Source organism: Ferrimicrobium sp. (assembly GCF_027364955.1).
Lineage (GTDB): Bacteria > Actinomycetota > Acidimicrobiia > Acidimicrobiales > Acidimicrobiaceae > Ferrimicrobium.
Genome location: NZ_DAHXOI010000024.1, coordinates 1 through 19,025, shown reverse-complemented (window position 1 = coordinate 19,025; position 19,025 = coordinate 1). Strand labels below are relative to the sequence as shown.

General features: G+C 57.9%; 16 protein-coding genes. 4 read left to right on the top strand and 12 right to left on the bottom strand.

Annotation, left to right across the window (positions count from 1 at the left end; translation table 11 throughout):
- Nucleotides 1–80 precede the first annotated feature (80 nt).
- The gene (locus M7Q83_RS11805) at nucleotides 81–1,133 is read right to left on the bottom strand and encodes an aldo/keto reductase (RefSeq protein WP_298339017.1); all 1,053 of its coding nucleotides are present in this window, start codon (nucleotides 1,131–1,133) and stop codon (nucleotides 81–83) included.
- Between the two features lie 348 nt (nucleotides 1,134–1,481).
- Here M7Q83_RS11805 and M7Q83_RS11800 point away from each other — a divergent pair, with 348 nt between their 5' ends.
- Nucleotides 1,482–2,492, top strand: a complete 1,011-nt coding sequence (locus M7Q83_RS11800; protein WP_298339014.1) for a YihY/virulence factor BrkB family protein — start codon at nucleotides 1,482–1,484, stop codon at nucleotides 2,490–2,492.
- A 95-nt stretch (nucleotides 2,493–2,587) separates the two neighbouring features.
- Here the strand turns inward: M7Q83_RS11800 and M7Q83_RS11795 are convergent, their stop codons facing one another.
- Both M7Q83_RS11795 and M7Q83_RS11790 read right to left on the bottom strand, forming a co-directional pair.
- Complete coding sequence (locus M7Q83_RS11795; protein WP_298339011.1) at nucleotides 2,588–3,496, bottom strand: hypothetical protein; 909 nt, start codon at nucleotides 3,494–3,496, stop codon at nucleotides 2,588–2,590.
- On the bottom strand, nucleotides 3,493–4,245 hold the full coding sequence (locus M7Q83_RS11790; protein ID WP_298339007.1) for a transketolase: 753 nt from the start codon (nucleotides 4,243–4,245) through the stop codon (nucleotides 3,493–3,495). The genes M7Q83_RS11795 and M7Q83_RS11790 overlap by 4 nt, the downstream gene beginning before the upstream one ends.
- 63 nt (nucleotides 4,246–4,308) lie before the next feature.
- Between M7Q83_RS11790 and soxR the strand changes: the two genes are divergently transcribed.
- Complete coding sequence (gene soxR, locus M7Q83_RS11785; protein WP_298339004.1) at nucleotides 4,309–4,773, top strand: redox-sensitive transcriptional activator SoxR; 465 nt, start codon at nucleotides 4,309–4,311, stop codon at nucleotides 4,771–4,773.
- Nucleotides 4,774–4,907: 134 nt separating this feature from the next.
- Here the strand turns inward: soxR and M7Q83_RS11780 are convergent, their stop codons facing one another.
- The 8 genes from M7Q83_RS11780 to M7Q83_RS11745 all read right to left on the bottom strand — a co-directional run bounded on the left by M7Q83_RS11780 (nucleotide 4,908) and on the right by M7Q83_RS11745 (nucleotide 14,679).
- On the bottom strand, nucleotides 4,908–5,276 hold the full coding sequence (locus M7Q83_RS11780; protein WP_298339001.1) for a hypothetical protein: 369 nt from the start codon (nucleotides 5,274–5,276) through the stop codon (nucleotides 4,908–4,910).
- The gene (locus tag M7Q83_RS11775; RefSeq protein WP_298338998.1) at nucleotides 5,273–6,697 is read right to left on the bottom strand and encodes a DUF4331 domain-containing protein; all 1,425 of its coding nucleotides are present in this window, start codon (nucleotides 6,695–6,697) and stop codon (nucleotides 5,273–5,275) included. The genes M7Q83_RS11780 and M7Q83_RS11775 overlap by 4 nt, the downstream gene beginning before the upstream one ends.
- 50 nt (nucleotides 6,698–6,747) lie before the next feature.
- On the bottom strand, nucleotides 6,748–7,035 hold the full coding sequence (locus tag M7Q83_RS11770) for a hypothetical protein (RefSeq protein ID WP_298338995.1): 288 nt from the start codon (nucleotides 7,033–7,035) through the stop codon (nucleotides 6,748–6,750).
- Nucleotides 7,036–7,296: 261 nt separating this feature from the next.
- Entirely contained in the window at nucleotides 7,297–8,964 is a 1,668-nt protein-coding gene (cydC, locus tag M7Q83_RS11765; protein ID WP_298338992.1) for a thiol reductant ABC exporter subunit CydC, read from the bottom strand.
- Nucleotides 8,961–10,628: an ATP-binding cassette domain-containing protein gene (locus tag M7Q83_RS11760; protein WP_298338989.1), complete on the bottom strand. Its 1,668-nt coding sequence runs from the start codon at nucleotides 10,626–10,628 to the stop codon at nucleotides 8,961–8,963. Before M7Q83_RS11760 ends, cydC begins: the two co-directional genes overlap by 4 nt.
- Before the next feature lie 21 nt (nucleotides 10,629–10,649).
- The gene (cydB, locus tag M7Q83_RS11755) at nucleotides 10,650–11,681 is read right to left on the bottom strand and encodes a cytochrome d ubiquinol oxidase subunit II (protein WP_298338986.1); all 1,032 of its coding nucleotides are present in this window, start codon (nucleotides 11,679–11,681) and stop codon (nucleotides 10,650–10,652) included.
- Between the two features lie 15 nt (nucleotides 11,682–11,696).
- Nucleotides 11,697–13,115 carry a cytochrome ubiquinol oxidase subunit I gene (locus M7Q83_RS11750; RefSeq protein ID WP_298338983.1) on the bottom strand — a complete coding sequence of 473 codons (1,419 nt, stop codon included), beginning with the start codon at nucleotides 13,113–13,115 and terminating at the stop codon, nucleotides 11,697–11,699.
- 130 nt (nucleotides 13,116–13,245) lie between these two features.
- Entirely contained in the window at nucleotides 13,246–14,679 is a 1,434-nt protein-coding gene (locus tag M7Q83_RS11745; protein WP_298338980.1) for a phospholipase D-like domain-containing protein, read from the bottom strand.
- A 337-nt stretch (nucleotides 14,680–15,016) separates the two neighbouring features.
- Here M7Q83_RS11745 and M7Q83_RS11740 point away from each other — a divergent pair, with 337 nt between their 5' ends.
- Both M7Q83_RS11740 and M7Q83_RS11735 read left to right on the top strand, forming a co-directional pair.
- Nucleotides 15,017–16,531, top strand: a complete 1,515-nt coding sequence (locus M7Q83_RS11740) for an APC family permease (protein WP_298338977.1) — start codon at nucleotides 15,017–15,019, stop codon at nucleotides 16,529–16,531.
- Nucleotides 16,531–17,388, top strand: a complete 858-nt coding sequence (locus tag M7Q83_RS11735; RefSeq protein ID WP_298338974.1) for a HEAT repeat domain-containing protein — start codon at nucleotides 16,531–16,533, stop codon at nucleotides 17,386–17,388. The genes M7Q83_RS11740 and M7Q83_RS11735 overlap by 1 nt, the downstream gene beginning before the upstream one ends.
- 409 nt (nucleotides 17,389–17,797) lie before the next feature.
- Here the strand turns inward: M7Q83_RS11735 and M7Q83_RS11730 are convergent, their stop codons facing one another.
- Nucleotides 17,798–18,040 (bottom strand): hypothetical protein, encoded by a 243-nt coding sequence (locus tag M7Q83_RS11730; RefSeq protein WP_298338972.1) that lies wholly within the window; start codon nucleotides 18,038–18,040, stop codon nucleotides 17,798–17,800.
- Nucleotides 18,041–19,025 lie beyond the last annotated feature (985 nt).

Below are 19,025 nucleotides of genomic sequence, written 5' to 3'. Positions count from 1 at the left end.
CCGCTATCGTGAGCGCAATGTCGATCCACGTATCCCATCGAACCAGGGACAGAGCCAGGAGAGACGGTCGGTACATAGGATCATCGCGCCCGACTCCGTCGCATCCGAGAGTTGGTGAGTGCCTCGGTGACATAGGCGTTGCCGTCGTCAGCAACCGTCGTCCCGGGAGCGACGATCTCATCGATGCGATCGAGTACCTCTGTGCTGAGCTCCGCATCTACCGCACCCAACTGGCTCTCCAGCTGGTCCATCGTCCTTGGCCCAATAATTGGGCTCGTCACCGCTGGATGTTGCAGCACAAAGGCCAGAGCAAGGTGCACCAGGGTGATGCCGCTGTCCTCAGCAAGGTGGACAAAGTCTTCGACCGCATCGAGTTTCGCTTGATTAGCAGGCAAGGAGAGGTCAAAACGTGCCGGCATCATCTGTGCTCTCCTCGTCTGGGGCACACCCTGATCTCGACGGATTCGGCCCGATAGCCAACCTCCAGCCAGAGGACTCCACGAGAGGATGCCGAGATGGTACTTCTCGGCAATGGGTAGTACTTCACGTTCGACGCCACGATCGAGTAGCGAATATGGCGGCTGCTCGGTCACGAAGCGGCCGAGGCCACGTCGCTCAGAGATCCACTGATCCTCGACCATTCTTGCGGCAGGGAACGTCGACGATCCAAAGGCTCGAATTTTACCTTGGCGTTGGAGGTCGGTTAAGGCAGCAAGCGTCTCGTCGTCATCGGTGTCGGCATCTGGACGATGAACCTGATAGAGATCGATCCAGTCGGTCTGTAACCTCCGAAGACTCTGTTCAACCTCCTGGATGATCCAACGGCGTGAGTTGCCCCGCTTGTTTGGGTCACCGCCGGGCGTTCCCATGGCCACGTCCATCGGTCCATGAAATTTCGTCGCCAGGATCACCTCGTCGCGGCGTCCTTTCAGGGCCTTGCCAACGATCACCTCAGACTCTCCCTGCGAGTAGACATCAGCAGTGTCGATAAAGTTCACACCCGCATCTAGGGCGCGGTGGATGATCTGGGTCGCGGCCTCGTGATCGGGTTCTCCCCATGCACCAAACATCATCGCTCCGAGACAGAGTTCACTGACGTACATCCCGGTATGGCCAAGGTTACGATACTTCATGCCTCCATGCTATCCCTGTTGGGAGATCAGCGTCCTGGCGGGATCTGGGCCCCAAACGTGGGATCCTCTAGTGTCTAGGCCCAATCACGCACGTGCGAGGCGTAAAACCCCTACTGATGGTGACATATTGCCTGCTATGAGCGATCGTCTCCAATCGCTCCTGGGTCAGAAGGCATGATCATAGTGTCCTCAGACACGCCCAGACTCCTGCAAGGCAACCACACTGCGATCGCAGGCCCCTGCATTCCACACACCCCTAAGACGCATGCGAGATGCACAAGGGTTGCCATGCCAGTCGCTTCATCGGGAGCAGTGCAATGGCCATGTTGGCCTTTAGGATGTAACAACATGCCCAACATCGCCCAGCTCATGCGCAAAATCGATGGCCTCCAACAACGCATTCGACCACTTGCCTTCGCCTTTGCTGTTCTTCGCAAATACGGACAGGACTCCGCCTCCAACTGGGCACTCCTCATCGCCTACTATGGATTTGCCTCCCTTTTCCCACTGCTGTTGGTTGCTGTTACCTTGACAGGGATCATCTTCGCCCACGATCCTGCGCTCTCGCATCAGATCTCGAACACTGTCTTTGCGCAGATACCCGTCATCGGTCCCGAACTACGCTCCAAGGCAGGTGTCCACGCGCTCGACGCCCACAGTCCGATCGCACTTGTCGTCGGCGTCGTCGGAACTCTTTGGGGTTCCCAAGGCATTGCATCCTCGGCACAAGAAGCGATGGCAACCGTCTGGAACGTTCCGATGACCGATCGGCCTGGATTTCTCCCACGCACAGGACGGAACTTTGGCATCCTCGCCATTTTGGGCGTCAACGTAGTTGTCACCTCCTCGATCGCCACCTTTACCGCCACGCTCGCAGGACATGAGATCAGTAAAGTACTGTTGATCATCGGCACTATCGCAATCAACCTCGGGCTCTACATCGCGGGGTTTCGCCTCTTAGCACCGAAGACGATCCCCACAAAAGACCTCTTGCCCGGCGCGTTGATCGCAGGAGTCGCCTGGAGTGCACTCCAACAACTCGGTGGCTTCCTCGTCGGACATGAACTCGCCCACGCTTCGGCAACGTATGGTGTCTTTGGGCTCGTCCTTGGCCTCATCACATGGCTTGGCCTCACCGCCACTCTCACACTCTACGCAGCCGAGGTGAATGTCGTTCACGTCAGAAAACTCTGGCCCCGCAGCCTTGTCCAGCCGCCGCTCACTGCAGCAGACAAAGCAGCACTCACTGCGCTCGTGGAGCAGCAACGTTACCGCCAAGAGCAGGAGATCACGGTCGCCTTTGGCACCCCTTCGGACTCGAGTGCCAAAGACGCCGAGTCAGCACGCCGCGAGGCGTGAGTCTCACGTCGTTGGCAGCGATCCGCTTAACCTCTTCAGGAATCGCTGACGCAGACGAAACTGGCGGTATTCACAAACTGCCTTGGACCAATTGGTCATGACCCAAAGAAGGCTCGGAAGGCTCGCGCAAGACCAGGAGCGTCCAGCCCGTGCGCCGCGTCGTGCTCTTGGCGCGTACCATAACGATGTAGATCGGCTTCACCAACTCCGAGAGCCCCGAGTCGGTGTGGCACATCACTGAACACCTTGGCGACCACCGCCGACGAGGTTCCTGCCAAGCACGGTTCGACAATCATCACTGTCGGCATCGGGCCGGCTACTGCTCGCAGGGTATTGCCATCAAATGGTCGAATCGTTGTGGCATAGACCACGGTGAGATCCATGCCACGAGAGGCATCGAGTACCGCATCCAGCATCGGGCCCACCGCGATCACCACGCCACGGGTGCCCGAACGGGCCACGACCATCGTTGTGCCCACGTTCCGCAGAGGACTCTGATTTACCGCGACACTGAGACGTAGGTAACTCACCGTCTGCGAGCGAAGGGCCAGCCGCAACAACGATGCGACCTCGTCAGGATGACCCGGAATGAATACCTCACAGGGCCCAAGCCCATCGAGCAGGGTCACATCTTCTGGACACTGATGCGTTCGGCCATAACCTGGCTCATCATAGGATGCTCCAATCGAGACGAGAATTGCTCTTAGTCCCTGGTGAAATAGGTCGTCCTTGATCATCTCAAGTGGTCGTTCGATGAGGAATGGCGCGTAGGTGTGGACTAAAGGATGCAGACCCACCAGATTGAGTCCGGCGGCGACACCGATGGCGGCTTGTTCCCGAATACCGACATTGAGAAGACGCCCAGGGTACTGTTGCTTGACGTTTGCCAGCGCCGCAGCGGAGATGTCGGCCAACACCACGACTCCACTCGGATCAGCAGCCATCCACTCCTCAACGGCGGCAAAGAAGGCTTCGCGCATGGTCTGATTCTCTCCCATCGTCATGGCTGGCGAAGCTCATCAGGGCTGCTTTGATGTACCCCTCCAGGAGCCAGCTCACACACCACTACCCTTGGTACTCCCTTATGCAACGGAGGGTCACCGTTCAGGGCATTCGACAGTTGCTGATGGTCGCGTCCATCGACCGTCACACCCCTCCAACCCTCGACCTCAAATCGGCTCGCGATTCCACCGGGCCATCCATGGGTTGAACTCTCGTTGTCGATCACCACCGCCGTCAAGCTATCCAAACGGAGACGACCGGCCAAGGCAATCGCTTCATGCACGGAACCTTCGTCCAGCTCACCGTCGCCCAGTAGACAAAAGACCCGCGGCGACGCAATGCCACTCACTCGCAATCCATACGCGACACCGACGGCGATCGCAAGCCCATGCCCCAACGAGCCACTTGAGACCTCGACGGCTCCGATGCGCAGACGATCTGGATGCCAGCCAAACGGAGAGTCATACCGACCATAGGAGGTCAACTCATCGACGTCCACCATGCCTTTGGCCGCTAAGACTGCATAGAGGGCCATTGGGCCATGTCCCTTGGAGACCACCAATCGATCCCGCATCGGGTCCTCGAGCGATGCTGGGTTCACGCGCAACACCGAGTCATAGAGTACCCACAACACATCAAGTGTCGAATGGGCACTTACCTCGTGCTTCTCATCACCGGTCATACGACGGATCAGGTCAGTTAAATCGCCATATCCATAGCTAGGGGTTATCTTCGGCACATCATCACTCATGGGGACTACACTACAATCTCAAGTTAACTTGAGGTCAAGTCAAGAGAGGAAAAATATACCAACATGTCCCCTAATCAGGAACTCCTGCCGATTGGAATAGTCGCCCAGCGCTGTGGCGTCTCGGTGGCGACGCTGCGATTTTACGAGGAGCGCGCACTCATCGCCTCAATCCGGCAAGATGGGCACAAACGCATGTACCCTCGATCGATGATCCGTCGAATAGCTTTCATCAAAGTCGCCCAACGAGTAGGGCTCTCACTCGACGAGATCACCGAAGCGCTCGCATTGCTCCCTCACAACCGGACTCCAACAGCAAAAGATTGGCGTCAACTATCGGTTAGTTGGCGATCCCGCATCGACGAACAGATCAAGACCCTGCAAGGACTGCGCGATGACCTTGACTCCTGCATCGGTTGCGGATGCCTTTCACTGGCAACGTGCTCGCTCTACAACGCTGGTGATCGAGCTGCAAAGCTCGGAACCGGCGCGAGGTACCTTCTCGGTGACAAACCTTCACCAAAGGGGTAATACCGCCTACCCACAAGGCGATACCCTCCAACACCGCGGTGTTGGAGGGTATCTTCAATGAGGAGCAACAGTGACACAACCGAGTGAGAGCGGCGTTTCCTTCGCACCCTATTTGCGCCTGATACAGCAATGTCTTAGACGGAAACCTCGAGTTGGCTCACCGTGAGCGTCTTCACCTGACCAGCGACGATCGTGACCCTCCCCAGCTGCTCCTGGCCCTCGATGTCAAGTGCATAGGTCCCCGGCTCCAGGCTTGCAAAGACCGCAGCAACCTGAATCCTTCCAGGAAGGACGCGATCGAGGAACCATACGTGCTTGTGGAAACCTCCGACACCGCGGACAAAACACTCCTTACCAACGTGGACGTCCTCACCCATAACGATGAGGGCACCTACCGTCTCATCGATATCGACCGCCACTGAACCCGTCATGGCCGGAAGGTGCTCCTTGGGCAGCGTACGCTGCCCAAGGAGGTTCAGGGGAGGAAGTGACTGATCGGTCACGGGTTGACCAAACTCGGCGTGGGTGTTGTCGAGGGATTTGAGAATCCATCCCATGGGATCCCCAAGTAGGGGAAGCTCGACAGGTAGGTCTCGCCAATAGGACCTAGCTGGCTGGGCGAAGTCTTATTGGGGTTGATGACGTCATAGATCGCACCCGCTGCAGTGTCTGGCTTGTAGCTCTTATCCACGAGAGGAATCGTCAAACCAGCAATCGCACGAAGCTCAATGGAGACGACATCATCGAAGACCCTGCGTCCATTGGGATATCCGGCAAGATCGCCACCAAGGACCCCGAGGATCGATGGGGAACTCGATGGAGGTATCGCCACATTCAGCCGTAGCATGTCGGCGTACCATGGGCCGGTGTAGGTGTTCAGACCATCCACAATACCGGTTGGGATACCAGTCAAGAGGATTGCGACGAGGTCAGCTCTGGCCGCAGTGTACTTGGCCAGGTCAGGGAAGACCCCTGGATAGAGGACCGGCAACAACGACCCGAGTTCGGGATGCTGCACGTAGGAGAGGAACTCCTTATCGGCAAAGGGTGGCAAGGTATTCCAAAGATCCTTCTTGCCGATTGGAACGATGACCTCATTGAAGAGCGGGTTGCCCAGCCTCGATACCTGAACGAAGGGACCAACATCCGAGTTTTGTCCCGAGAAGGCCTGATCAAAGACGCGCACCTTCTGCCGGTTTGCCGACGTCCAAATGCCAAGCACCGCCGCTGGATCGGTGACCGAGGTCGGCATCGACCCATTGCTCGTCAGGAGCGTGATCGGCACCTGAATGGCAATAGAGGCGACGTTAAGTCCCGCCGTCGCGTTGACTCCTGCGGAGGCCGGTCCCGGAATGAGTTGATCGGGGGAGAACGGGCGAAGGTCACCGAGGTCGAAGATGGATCCCAAATCGACATAGAAGCCCTCAGCACGCTGACCAGCAAAGATCTTCTCTCCGTCGCTGGTGGTTACCACTGCAGCGTCGGCGAGCGGCGTATAGTGAGGAATCGAACGAGGGCCAACGTTGGACGGTGGGCATGGCGCATTACTCGCGAGCTCATGGTACCCGTCTTTATCGATACGTGTCACCGTATAGAACTGACGACGATTCCAGTTCGGCGAATCTAGCGAGGTGATCTGGCCGGTGTTATACAAAAAGGTATTCGGGTCATTCAACACGGTGTGGAACTGGAACTGATAAGTGATATTTGACAACGGCTCACCGTTGTTCGCGATGTGGATCTCGTACAACACATCATCACCGAACTCATAGAAGTTCGGTCCTCCAGCAGGCAGCTGCAGTGGTAGGTAATTGGCAATAATCGTAACGGTATCTGGATTATCAGGGGAACGAAATGCGTAGAGATCCGTCGAGTCTGCGACGGGATCCTTTGATATAGCAGGTGCTTCTCGGTGTGACGACACGGCAATTTCCTTTCAGGGAACGATATCTTGGTGTTTTTGTTGGCGCGGTATTACTTGGTAGTGCGAATCGCAGAGGCGAGTTGGGCAACGAGGCGGTGATCCTTGATACGAACCTCTTGGGTCCCAAACATCACCGACAACTCGCCAGTGGCAGGGTTCGCGACGTGAACCACCAACGACTGGAGAGCGCTCGACTCCTCGGGAGTGAGTTGAGAATATGCTTGCTTCCTGGAATCGACGAGCCGTGCTGCACCACCTGGAACAACGGCAACTGCTCCGGCCGCCGCCACGGTGGCAGAGGATCGGATCAGAAAGGAACGACGACTAACTTCGGTCATATGGCCTCCATTCACTAAGCAGCGAATGCTGCTGATGTGTTTGGTTCGTCACCCCTGACGGCTTTGGATGTCATCGATAGAAAATGTTTGACTACTTTTTGCGGGTGAACCAGCCATGTACCGCCCCATAGGACCTCTTGATCGTCAGCGATCAGCCGCCGTTGGCCGACAAGCAAGTTACCCAAGAACCATTCGGCGCCCCTCGATAGCAGCCATTGCTCTCAAATGATCGTGTCAACAAGAGCTCCCCTGCCGTCCCTATCAGATCACCTTTGTCCTCACAAATTCGCCAAAATCACGGACTTGATCGGCACGAAAAGCCTCCATGAATGCCTCTGAATGCGTAATCACCATGATGGTGGCGCCCACAAAGTGCTCGTTGAGTATTTCGGCTACGATCTGCTCGTTTTCGGCATCGAGTCCCGCTGTGGGTTCGTCAAGCACCAAGTTCTTGGGGTTCAGGACCAGTAAGCGCGCCAAGGCAAGTCGCTGCTTTTCTCCTTGGGAAACCGTCCTGTTTTCGGACCCCATGATCGTCGCCAGTCCATCGGATAACTCCGCGAACCATGGGCCAAGACCAACACGGCGAAGGGCATCGATCAATGCAGCATCAGAGGCGGTCGCGCGCGCCAGCCGCAGGTTGGCGGCGAGTGAGGCACCAAAGAGGTAGGGTTCCGAGGAGAGATAGGCGACCGACGCAGCGATGGCCTCCTCGCTGAGTTCCGCTGTTGAGATGCCGCCGATACGCATCACCCCAGACGTCGGTATCCATGCTCCAAGCACCATGGCAGCCAACGTGGATTTACCAGATCCCGTCGGTCCAACCACCAACAGCCGCTCGCCCGCCTCAAGATGAAGCTCAAAGGAGTGCAAGATCTCGCGATCAGCGTCCGGATAGTGGAATGAGACATCTTCACTGTCGATCGCTAACGCACCAGAAGGGAGAGTGGTCTGCGAGCATTGCGAACAGTCGCGGCCTTGGAGGGCGAGCGTCCTCTCAAGCCGTGCCACCGCAGGCGTGCCAGCACCCGCCGTCGCTGCCTCGAGGCCGACCGCGGTCAATCCCTCCACGATGGCGAGGATCAGAAAAGGAATGACAGCGAGTTCGACCGCCCCGAGCCGGTGTGCACTCATCAGATCAGCGCCGATCCACAGCGTGGCAGAGAGGGCCACCGCCTCGATCACTCCGTTGGCGACACCAAGCCAGGTCTGGATGCCCGCCTGGCGCCGCTGTGGACGGAGCAGCTGGACCGTTTTGCGCTTAAGTTGATCGAGGAGAGGGTCTCCACTGCCCAGGAAGTAGCGTGACTGAAAAGTAGCCGCGGTTGCTAATGAGGTGTCGTAGGCCTGTGCACGCAAGATGCTCGTACTCTGCGCTCCTGAGCGAGCGAGACGATAGGCCCCAAAGGGGACCACAAGACCGATCAGGAGCAAGCTCGGCAAGAGTACCACCACAAAATCGGGCGCTACCATACCCGCGATGATCAACGTCACCAGCGAAGCGAGACCGACACCCGTGGCAGGCCCGACCAGCCGTGCGGCAAGATTCTCAAGTTGCGTCATATCACCGTTTAACGAGGCGAGGATCTCGCCAAAGACCCCTGGCCGCACCCGATAGGGAACCACCGCCGCCAGACGATCAAAGAGTAGGGTACGGATCTTCGCTGCCAGATCGAGGGTGAGTGAGTGACCCCACATGCGCTCGCCATACTGGCTCGCCCCACGGGCCAGCGCGAAGAAACGAACCGACCCGATCACCACTCCGAGCGTCAAGATACCAGGCTTGAGCGCCGCCTTCGAGATCAGATACGCCGAGAGGCCAAAGAGCACCGCGGGTGAGAGGTAGGCCATGAAACCAGTCCCGAGGTAACCCCACACCTCCCATCGACGGGTCCGAAGGCGTTCGCGCGCCAGCGCACCCAGCGTCATGGCCGAACTCCGATCTCGATCACCTGACTGGCTCGAGCCTCTACTCGATCCGAGTGCGAGGCGACAAAGAGCACCTTGGCGCCGCCGATCTGAGCCAGCGCATCCAACAACTGTCGCTCCATCGCCGCATTGAGATGGGCAGTGGGTTCATCGAGTAGCAGGAACGGACGCTCCATCAGTACGACGCGGGCCACACCGAGGCGTTGACGCTCACCCGCGCTGAGGTTCGAGCCATCTACCACGACATGTTGAGACAGCCTCTCAACAAAACCGTTCGCACCAACGAGTGTCAAGACTTTCTCCACCTCAGCCTCACTGGCGTTCGGATGGAGGAGTGTGACGTTGTCATAGATACTTCCCTCAACAAAACCGGGATGAGCAGGGAGAAAACCTACCTCACCAGAGGGAAGCGCCCCGGCCAAATCACCCGATCCAACGCGCACCAAACCTAGGGTAGGCAAGAATCCCGCCAGCCCTTCAAGCCAGGAGGTCTTGCCAACGCCACTTTGGCCACGTAACACAATGAGTTCCCCGCTTGCCGCGACAAGATCGATACTTGCCGACTGCTTGCCATTGGGCATGATCACCCCAAAGTCGTTGAGCGCCAGAGATAGCGAGTCCGGTGCGAGACTGCGCGTATGCTCGTTCTCCCCGCCACGCTTCACGCGAACGGGAACCACCTCAGTGGTCGGCTCTCGCGTATCAGGCAACAGCGCGAGCGCCTCCACCCGTCGCACCAGCGCAGCGGCGTCCTGGGTCGCATGGAACTGCAGCGCTGCTGCTCGCACAGGCCGAAAGATCTCGGGAACGATAAAGAGTACCGCTGCTCCGGTGGCGAGTGACATCGATGCGTCGTTGAGACGGATGCCGATGGAGACTGCCACAAGGGCCACAATGATGGCGACGAGCGTATCAAGGCTCACCCCGGAGATGAAGGCGACGCTCAACACCCCAAGGGTGCGCTTGCGCAACTCCTGGGCGGCTCTGGCAATCGAGGCCTCCTGCAGATGCGCCTTGTTAAAGGACTTGAGGGTCACCATGCCGCTCAGCATGTCGAGGTAGAGCGCGTTCAACCGAACCGTCGCGCCGAGCTGACGATCGGCGCGATCCTTCGTGCTCTTACCGACCACGATCATGATCACCGGCAGCACCACGAGTCCACCGACGACTTCAAGAAACGCCATCGGAGACTCGACCAAGGTAAAGAGGATCAGTGCTGGAGTGACGATCGCCGCACCGATCACCTCGGGAAGAAAACGTGATGCATAGGGCACAAGGGTGGCGACACCATCGGTCAGGAGATAACCCAACTCCGTCCCAGGTATCGGTGCAGCGCTACTCTTTGTGATGAGCTGAGAGATCGTTCGCTGGGCATAATCGACTCCGAGAAGGACCGCAAGGTAGTCAACGAGTCGCAACATCGCCAGTCGAATGCCAAAGGCAACGCCGAAGAGGACTGCCAAGCGTGGGATGACCCCATATCGGTGCAGCATGACCGCATCCTCGAGCATCCGACCAATGAGCAGCGCGGCCGCCACCAACGATACCAGCGCGACGACTTGGACCACCACGATGAGGATCGCAAGCGCCCGACTCCGTCGGCTCGCCAACGCGCCCCGTAGCAAGGACGGGGCACGACGAACGCTTGGCTGACTGACGAACACGGTTGCCTCTCCGGCCCTAGCTCAGGACTCGACGGCGGAAGGAGTCTTTGGCAGCGTGAGACGCTTGCGGAAGATCCAGTAGGTCCAACCTTGATAGAGCAGGACGAAAGGAGTAAAGATCACCGCCACAATCGTCATGATGTTCAAGGTATAGCGCTGCGAAGCGGCCGTGGCGATGCTCAGCGAATCAGAGAACGCCGTCGATGACGTGATCACATTGGGGTAGAGCGTCATAAAAATGGTGATGGTGAGTGCGAGAATTGCGACCCCCGTGAAGACAAATGCCCATCCGTTCAGATGTTCACGCACGAGCCAGGAGACGGCGGCGACCAGGAGGAACGCCGTCACTGGGATGAAGCCTGGCACGGCACCGCTGTTACCATGCGCCCGCGCAACAAAGTAGGTCCATGCAAGGAACGCCAACAGGATGACGGTTGCAGCTGGGGCGATCCGACGGGCCGCCATCGTCGCCTTATCGTGCAACTCACCGGTAGTCTTCAGGCTCAGGAAGGTTGCCCCGTGGAGCACGAAGAGTGCCACCATCGTAAGGCCACCCAACAACGCATACGGCTGGAGGAGCCCCAAGAACGTACCGGTGTACTGATGCTGGGCATTGAGCGGAATCCCCTTCAAAAGGTCCGCAAACGCCACTCCCCAGATCAACGAGGGGATCAGCGAGCCGAGAAAGTTGACCCGGTCCCAGTTGGCTCGCCACCGCGTGCTGGTGCGCAAACCACGAAACTCAAAGGACATCCCTCGGACGATCAACATGACCAGTACGACAAAGAGTGCCAGATAGAACGCCGAGAACATCGTCGAGTACCACAGGGGAAAGGCGGCAAAGGTCGCGCCACCAGCCACGATCAGCCAGACCTCGTTCCCGTCCCAAATCGGGCCGATCGCGTTGAGCATGCCCCTTCGTTCCAGGTCCCCATTGGTGATGAAGGGAAGCAGCATCCCTACACCAAAATCGAATCCCTCGAGAAAGAAGTAGCCTGCCCAGAGGAAACCGATCAAGACAAACCAAATCAATTGCAGTCCAGTTACGTGCATAATCGTCAATCCCTCCTAATAAACCAGTGCATCGTGTTCGGCATCCGCATCGTCCTCAGGAGGAAGCACCTCGCCGTTCATCATCGCGAGCTCCTTGCGTGAGTAGTGATACATCATGGCGAAATCGATCACTCCCAGCACCGCATAGAGCGCGATGAAGCCAAAGAAGGTGAATCCAACGTCCCATGCGGAGATGTCACGGGAGACTCCCTGAGCAGTCCGCAGCACTCCATAGACGATCCAGGGCTGACGACCGGTCTCGGTGAAGATCCATCCCGTCGTATTGGCGATAAACGGCAAGGGAATGGCGTAGATCGCCACCCTGCGAAACCACTTGGAGTCGTCGAGCTTCTTGCGACGCAGAAGCCACATGCCCCAGAGGGCGATCGCGATGATCACCGCACCGAGACCCGCCATGATGCGGAAGTTCCAATACTCCAACCAAACGGGCGGCACATAGTTACCCGGTCCGTACTTCTTGACATACTCCTTTTGGAGCTGGTTAATGCCTTGAACCTTGCCGTTCCAGGAGTTCGTGGCCAGCAGTGAGAGCACATGGGGAAGATCGACCTGAAAGATCACCTTGTCGTGGAGATTGCCGATGGTGATGAGTGACTCAGGCGCCCCTCGCTGGGTGTTATAGAGTGCCTCTCCGGCCGCCATCTTCATCGGCTGGTCCTTGACCATCACCGTTCCCTGCGCTGATCCATCGAGGGCCATCCCAAGCGATGCAACGAAGAAGACGATGAGCGCGACACGGATACCAAGAGAGAAGATCGCCCGCGATCCCTCCCGCTTCATCTGATAGAAGGCAACACCGAGGGCAACCGCGGAACCCGTGATGAGCGAGGCGAGGAGCACATGGAAGAGGGTCGTGATAAACAACTCGTTAGTCAGAATCGCGAAGAAGTTCGTCATCACGGCCTGGTGGGTCGCATGATCGATCTTGTAACCAACAGGGTCCTGCATCCAGGTATTGGCAACGAGAATGAACGAGGCAGAGAGCGAGCTACCAAGCACGACCATCCAGATGGAGAGCATGTGGATCCTCGGCGACACCTTGCCTTTGCCAAAGATCCAGATTCCGAGGAACGTTGATTCCATGAAGAAGGCGAGGAGGCCCTCGATCGCGAGGGGTGGCCCAAAGATATTGCCCACAAAGGCTGAGTACTGGGCCCAGTTCATGCCGAACTGAAACTCCTGCACGATGCCGGTCACGATTCCGATGGCAAAGTTAATCAGGAAGAGCTTCCCAAAGAAGCGCACGAGGTGCTCATAGCGTTCGTCATGGGTCTTGTACACCGCCGTCTGAAAAATGGCGACAATAACCGCCAGGCCAATCGTTACGGGCACGAAGAAAAAGTGAAAGATAATCGTCGTAGCGAATTGCCATCGCGACAATGTAAGGGTAACTGTACCCAGCAAAGGCTCCATGGGATAACTCCATTCATTTCCTACAAGACAGCCTAAGAGAGCTGAGGCATACCTAACTTAGGGTCATAAGTCACATTTTCTTCTCAGAAAACTCCAACCGCACCGATGTGCTGGGGGCTTTACTCAGCTTTCACTGCGTTCGTTGCACGTAACTGACGGTGCCACCCTCAAAGTACACGCGACCTGCCGGATAGATCCAGACCACCTCAGGATAGCCGTCATAGCTAGCGGTCGTCGTCGAGGTTGGCGGTCCCCACAGCTGGGTCACCTCGGCCTCGGTATCACCATCGTTGAGATAGGGATAGGACTGTTGGGAGCCACTCCCGGAGTTCGGCGGGGCTGAAGAGGCTGGAGTCGGGGAGGTTGGAACGGGAGTCGGCGACGCCCCTCCAGACGCAGACCAAACGGCAGCTTCGTTCCATAGCGCATCAAACCATGCCAGAGCCTGCGCTCGCACGGTGGGATTTGACGTGACCATACCAACTTCGCGATTGTCGTCAAAGGAGACGACTGAGAAGTTCTCGGAGCCCACGAAAGTGACGTGAGGAGTCACGATGAGCTTGGCATGCACATAGGGGCTGGCCAGCGTTCGCACCTGTACGCCGGATCGGACGAGTTCGTTCGCATAGCCCGTCGCTTCCCAGGACGGATCCGCTGGTATCAGCACGCGAGCCGCTGACCCATGGGCGACAAGCGCCTGGTAGCACGAAGGGGCATCGCCGAGCTCTTCAGCCATGACGGCAACCGGTCCAGTCTGACCAAGCAACCCGGCGATCGTGGAGCCCGACCCGGGGGAGAGTACGAGCGCCGATCGTGGTGTTGCCCCGGCAGCTGTTCCGTTCCAGTCTGCGTGAAAAACGGTGACGAGCGCGGCGATCGTACTTGGATTCGAGGTCACAAAGGCATCCTCAGCATTCGCGCCATCAAAAGCGCTCTGGGTCGCATTTGGGGAACCGAACAGAGCCACCTGATCTGGCTGACCAGGATCGACGATCAGGTACTTCGCGTGATCGAAGGCATACTGTCCTTCGAAACGTGCTGGAGCCATCTTGAGGTGCACTCCACTTCCTGCAAGTCCAGTGACCGCGACGGAGGGAGCGGAGGCGTCATCATAGGGATGCCCATCAACAATGACGTCGACCTGAACTCCTCGAGCAGCTGCGCTCCGAAGGGCCGAGAGGAACTGGTAGTCGGTAAGGAGATACTCGTTCACATCGATGACAGAACGCGCATGATTCATCGCGTTCAACCAAGGTCCAATGCCTGCCTGGGGTTCAGTGATCAAAGTCAACGTACCTTCGGAAGCTTGACCCACCGCGACTGGCGCGTTGTGCCCACTGGGACTGGTCGGTCCCCGATCAACGGTGCCGGTATCCGTCGGAGCCCTACTGAGGGTCGGTTGCGAAGGCTTTGCCTGCGTTTTCTTGGTAGACACCGACAGGCCTGCATGATGATGCTTGACAGACTGACGAGGAGCCGCGTCCGTCGTCGCTTTGCAGCCCCCAAGCGACAGCACGCCAACTCCAAGACACAACACCAACGGAACCATGCGCCGACGGCCCATCATCTACTCCCATCCCGTTGATCGCCCTATCGTGGAGAATACCGCTTGCCTCGGACATCGCGAACGCCCGTGCCAATCTCCGAACCTTTTGCCAAGACTCTTCGTGCTGTGCTCGATATGGGACCCCACCAAGATACGTGCCTGCCACACCGGTCAGTCACCCCGCTACCGTCGATGACCAAGCAGACGATCGACCCTCCTATCGAGAACCCAGCCCCCCCAGGGCACGAACCACATCAGAAGATTTTTCTCCTATTTTCGGAATATTTCGGCCCCTTCTAGCACTACGCTAGTAGTAGAAAAAAATTCTAGCTAGTTCTGGAAAGGCAAGCATGCGATGGAACCAGACGACTTGACCAAGGCGGACGCGACTGCGCCGACCTCACCAGCTGGCCAGCCTCACAGCCTCCAGCCTGGAATCGTCTCGGTTTGGGGTCTGGTCAGCCAAAGCATCGCCGGTATGGCGCCGACCTGCGACGTCGTCGCCTTTATGACCGCTGGAGCCGCCTTTGCACTCGTGGCACTACCGCTCTCGTATCTCTTTGCCTTCATCCTGATGTTCATCGAGGTCAACACCCTCTATCACCTCTCCAAACATCGCGGCTCGGCCGGAGGTTACTACAGCTACGTCTCAGCAGGGCTTGGAGCGAAGCCAGCATTGGTGACCGCCATCATGGTCGTCTTCTACCAGCTGATCAGCGTCGCCGGTGTACCGATCTACGTCGCCGGTGTCTTCTTGCCAGGGATCGCCCGATCGTATTTTGGCATCAACCTTCCGGGCTGGTTCTGGATCCCAATGATGCTGGTCTTCATCGGGGTGCCCTGGCTGCTCTCCGTACTTGGCATCCGGCCAACCGTCAAGACGATGCTCCTCACCAGCTCACTCGAGATCGTCTTTCTCATCGTCTCGTCCATTATCATCATAGCCCGCTCTCATGTCGCAGCTCCCTTGCATCCCTTTACCTTCGCCACCGTTGGTGTCAAAGGAGTCGCTCTCGGCATGATCTTTGCCATCACCAGCTTCATCGGGGTCGGTAGCCACGCTCCACTTGGCGAAGAGGCCAAGGGAGTTCGTACCCAGCAAGGAAGGTTGATCGGTAAGGCCGCAATCCTCTCCCTTACTCTGGTGGGAGTAGCACTCACCATCTCTGCCTATGCACTCACCGTCGGCTGGGGACAGGCACGAATGGCACTGTTCTCAAAGGCTGCCGCCCCAGGCGTGCAGGTATTCCTCCACTATCTCGGGCCCATTGGTGCCGTGGCACTTGTCGTCCTCGCGATCAACAGCGCGCTCATGGACGATCTCGCCCTCATGACCAGCACCGCCAGGGTCCTCTACGCCGTGAGCCGCGACAAGCTTCTCCAGACGAGCTTTGCCACCGTCAACGGCAAACGTGCGCCAGCGGCCAGTGTCACCTTCGTAGGCGCCACAGCGATCCTGGTGGGATTGGTCTTTGGGCTCTGGCTTGGGCCAGCTCAGGCCTTTGATGTCCTCACCACTGCAGTCTTATTTGGCCTCGTGACCGCCCACACGCTCATGAACCTCTCGTTGATGCGCATCTCCTACCGAGAACGACGCGTCACCCAGTTGGCTTTTCACTTCGTGCTCCCTATTATCGCAATGGGTCTGTTTTGGATGGTACTCTACGAGACCGTTGTCCCGTTGGTCTTCCCACTCGCCTGGGCAGCCATCTTCTGGCTCGTGATCCTGATCGGTGCGATCATCTGGACCTACATCAAGATCGGCGGCGATCGTAGTCTCACCCGGCAGGCCGGCCATCAACTCGGTCTGGCTCATGAGGAGCACCCTCTCGACACCGTTGACAGCCTTGGTCTCTGGCGGGAGACCTGATGTTGCGCTCGGGGGCTGGGCTCTCCACGCTTGGCAAAGGTGCGGTACTGACCATCGCGAAGTGCCGTCTCTTAGCGATCACGATCTTCGCGACCCAACCGATCCTGATCGACTGCGAGGTACATCGAAGCGGCGACACTGCCTGTCTTCTCCAGCGGCGGTCTCGTCTGCGTCGTGCATGGGACAACGAGCTCGACCATTTGCTCCAGGCCACCGATGTGCCCCAACCGATCATGGCGAGCATCTTCGAACAACTCGCAAACTCACCCGATCCGAATAGTCGGCTCATCCCAGCGCAAAACCCAGACTGCCCTCCTGACATCGCTTTAGCGTTAGCCCAGGATTGGTGGTGGGAGGTACGCGCCGGTATCGCCGCAAATCCGTGCTGCCCCGTCGGGGTTCAACAGACACTCGTCGCCGATGAGAACCCATGGGTCAGGCGGGCGCTGGCTGAAAACCTCCAAGCCGAACCGGGCTTCATCGGCGTGATGGCCACCGATCCCGACTTCGGGGTGCGTGATGCTGTGGCTGAGCATCCCCATTGTCCAGTGGATGCTCAGATCAACCTCACCAAGGACGATCGATGGGAGATTCGCCGATCTATCGCCAAGCGCCAGGATGCTCCGGTAGCAGCGCTTACCATTCTCGCCAATGATCCCGAGCCGTGGGTACGCTTCTTTGTCGCCGCGAACCCACGCACCCCAGATCACCTACGAGCGGTACTCTTGGACGACCCAGATACAAAGGTTCGATCGATGGCACGACACGCTCATACCGCCACCGCTCGTTTGGCCAACTCACTCGCGTTCGGCCTCAACCAAGTCTCCCCTCAGACCAAGAGAGCGGATCAACCCTAGCGGTGCCCGTCACCAAACACCGAGACAGATACCGAGGTTGTCTCCAGGGTTGGACGCAGCGTTGGGTGCGAATGGGCTTCAAGACCGTTATCGGACCAGTGGGGGCTCTTGGGGAGACATCGCTGCCCTAGGACGGCATGTTTGTTCGGTGTGCCTTCTGTAGAAGCTGACGAATCATACAAGACCAGAGGTATGTCAACGTCCTTGACAATGACCTTGCCACGGACGGAGCAATCGAAAACGTGGTGCGCCAGCCAGCGTCTACGCTCCTCGATGACCGATGATAGGCGCCACGGAACACGAAGTCCGCTACTCTGGGCCAACAGACGACCAAGGAACGCACCGATTGACAACTCATCACGTCTCTCTCCAACACGAGTGGCTCATGCTGCTTGAGGACAGCGATAACCTAGATGTGGGCCACCGCCCAGAACAGCTCGGCCGCCACGAGTACACACACAACAGACAGAACCACGAGCTGCTTGCGCGACATGGACCGATCATTATCCAGAGCCCGGCGTAGGCGGAGATATCTCTTCCAGCTTGTATGTTCATCCAACCACGGAATCCGCGCAGCTAGTGAAACAAAAAACGTGAACAGGACCACGATGTCGACACCGATGTCCAACCACAACACTTGATGGGGCTTCATCTGTCGTTTACTCCTCTTGGGGTGCGCCAGTAGCGACACCTAACCCAAAAAGTGCAGCCGCCGAACGACGAGGCCATACAAAGCCACACGGCAGCACCTCCAATGCGCAAGTCACCGCACCAACGATTGGGTCCGCGATACCCCCAGGTGTGGGACCCATCCAAGGCAACGAGAACCGTCAACGCACCGCTACGGAACAAAAGCACTTCAACCAAGCCATTGACATGGCAAGCATGCATAGATCGTTGCAATCCATCAACGCCATCTGGCTTCAGGCCGTCCCCGCCTAGCGGCCACACCCTCCGGTGGTAGCGATCGGCTGCACCACGATGTCGACAGTATCGACAGAGGACGCCACCGCAGCCAACCGCATCCCGGTCCCCAAGCGAGCGGGTCCGGCGCTGACGGCTACGATCACTCCCTAGCCAAGCCCTGTTCCATGCCCTCACATGGCCCCCATGACCGCCATCACTGTGATCCGTGTTGTCGTCTGGCACACCTACGAATCTACCACATCATGGCGACGAATACACGGCATGTTCAGGTGTTCTCGAACGTTGTTCATCAATCAGGGGGTTTGGCGCATTTCGCCTGAGCATGCACTCCAGAGATGATTAGCACATTCGATGCGTGGGCGCTCGTGGCACGAATCCTGGACTCAAAAGTTTGCGGCCGAGGATCTCCATAGCTCAAAGCGAGCTGTGGTGCTCTTCGCCCTCGCGGATCTACTTGCAGCCAGTGTTGCATTCGATGCGTGGGCAAAGCGCTAATGGGTTTGCGCATACTCCGTCCTCAACATAGGAAGGGCGCATAGACCAGCTTCGTTCCATCACGTTCGACTCTATCCCCCTATCCCGGGTACGAGGGGCCTTCTAGCTTTTGTCTGCCCACCCGAGAACAACTGGCTTAGGAGTCAAGCAATAATAACTTGAACAGTCACGGAGTCTGTGCTATCATGTGAGCATGGCCGACGCAGCATTGATAG

Coding starts and splice junctions, on each gene's coding strand:
- M7Q83_RS11795 (WP_298339011.1), bottom strand. CDS start 3,496: ATGACGATGGGAGAGAATCAGACCATGCGCGAAGCCTTCTTTGCCGCC.
- M7Q83_RS11735 (WP_298338974.1), top strand. CDS start 16,531: ATGTTGCGCTCGGGGGCTGGGCTCTCCACGCTTGGCAAAGGTGCGGTA.
- cydC (WP_298338992.1), bottom strand. CDS start 8,964: ATGACGCTGGGTGCGCTGGCGCGCGAACGCCTTCGGACCCGTCGATGG.
- M7Q83_RS11805 (WP_298339017.1), bottom strand. CDS start 1,133: ATGAAGTATCGTAACCTTGGCCATACCGGGATGTACGTCAGTGAACTC.
- M7Q83_RS11790 (WP_298339007.1), bottom strand. CDS start 4,245: ATGAGTGATGATGTGCCGAAGATAACCCCTAGCTATGGATATGGCGAT.
- M7Q83_RS11745 (WP_298338980.1), bottom strand. CDS start 14,679: ATGGGCCGTCGGCGCATGGTTCCGTTGGTGTTGTGTCTTGGAGTTGGC.
- M7Q83_RS11770 (WP_298338995.1), bottom strand. CDS start 7,035: ATGACCGAAGTTAGTCGTCGTTCCTTTCTGATCCGATCCTCTGCCACC.
- M7Q83_RS11740 (WP_298338977.1), top strand. CDS start 15,017: ATGGAACCAGACGACTTGACCAAGGCGGACGCGACTGCGCCGACCTCA.
- cydB (WP_298338986.1), bottom strand. CDS start 11,681: ATGCACGTAACTGGACTGCAATTGATTTGGTTTGTCTTGATCGGTTTC.
- M7Q83_RS11730 (WP_298338972.1), bottom strand. CDS start 18,040: ATGAAGCCCCATCAAGTGTTGTGGTTGGACATCGGTGTCGACATCGTG.
- M7Q83_RS11750 (WP_298338983.1), bottom strand. CDS start 13,115: ATGGAGCCTTTGCTGGGTACAGTTACCCTTACATTGTCGCGATGGCAA.
- soxR (WP_298339004.1), top strand. CDS start 4,309: ATGTCCCCTAATCAGGAACTCCTGCCGATTGGAATAGTCGCCCAGCGC.
- M7Q83_RS11800 (WP_298339014.1), top strand. CDS start 1,482: ATGCCCAACATCGCCCAGCTCATGCGCAAAATCGATGGCCTCCAACAA.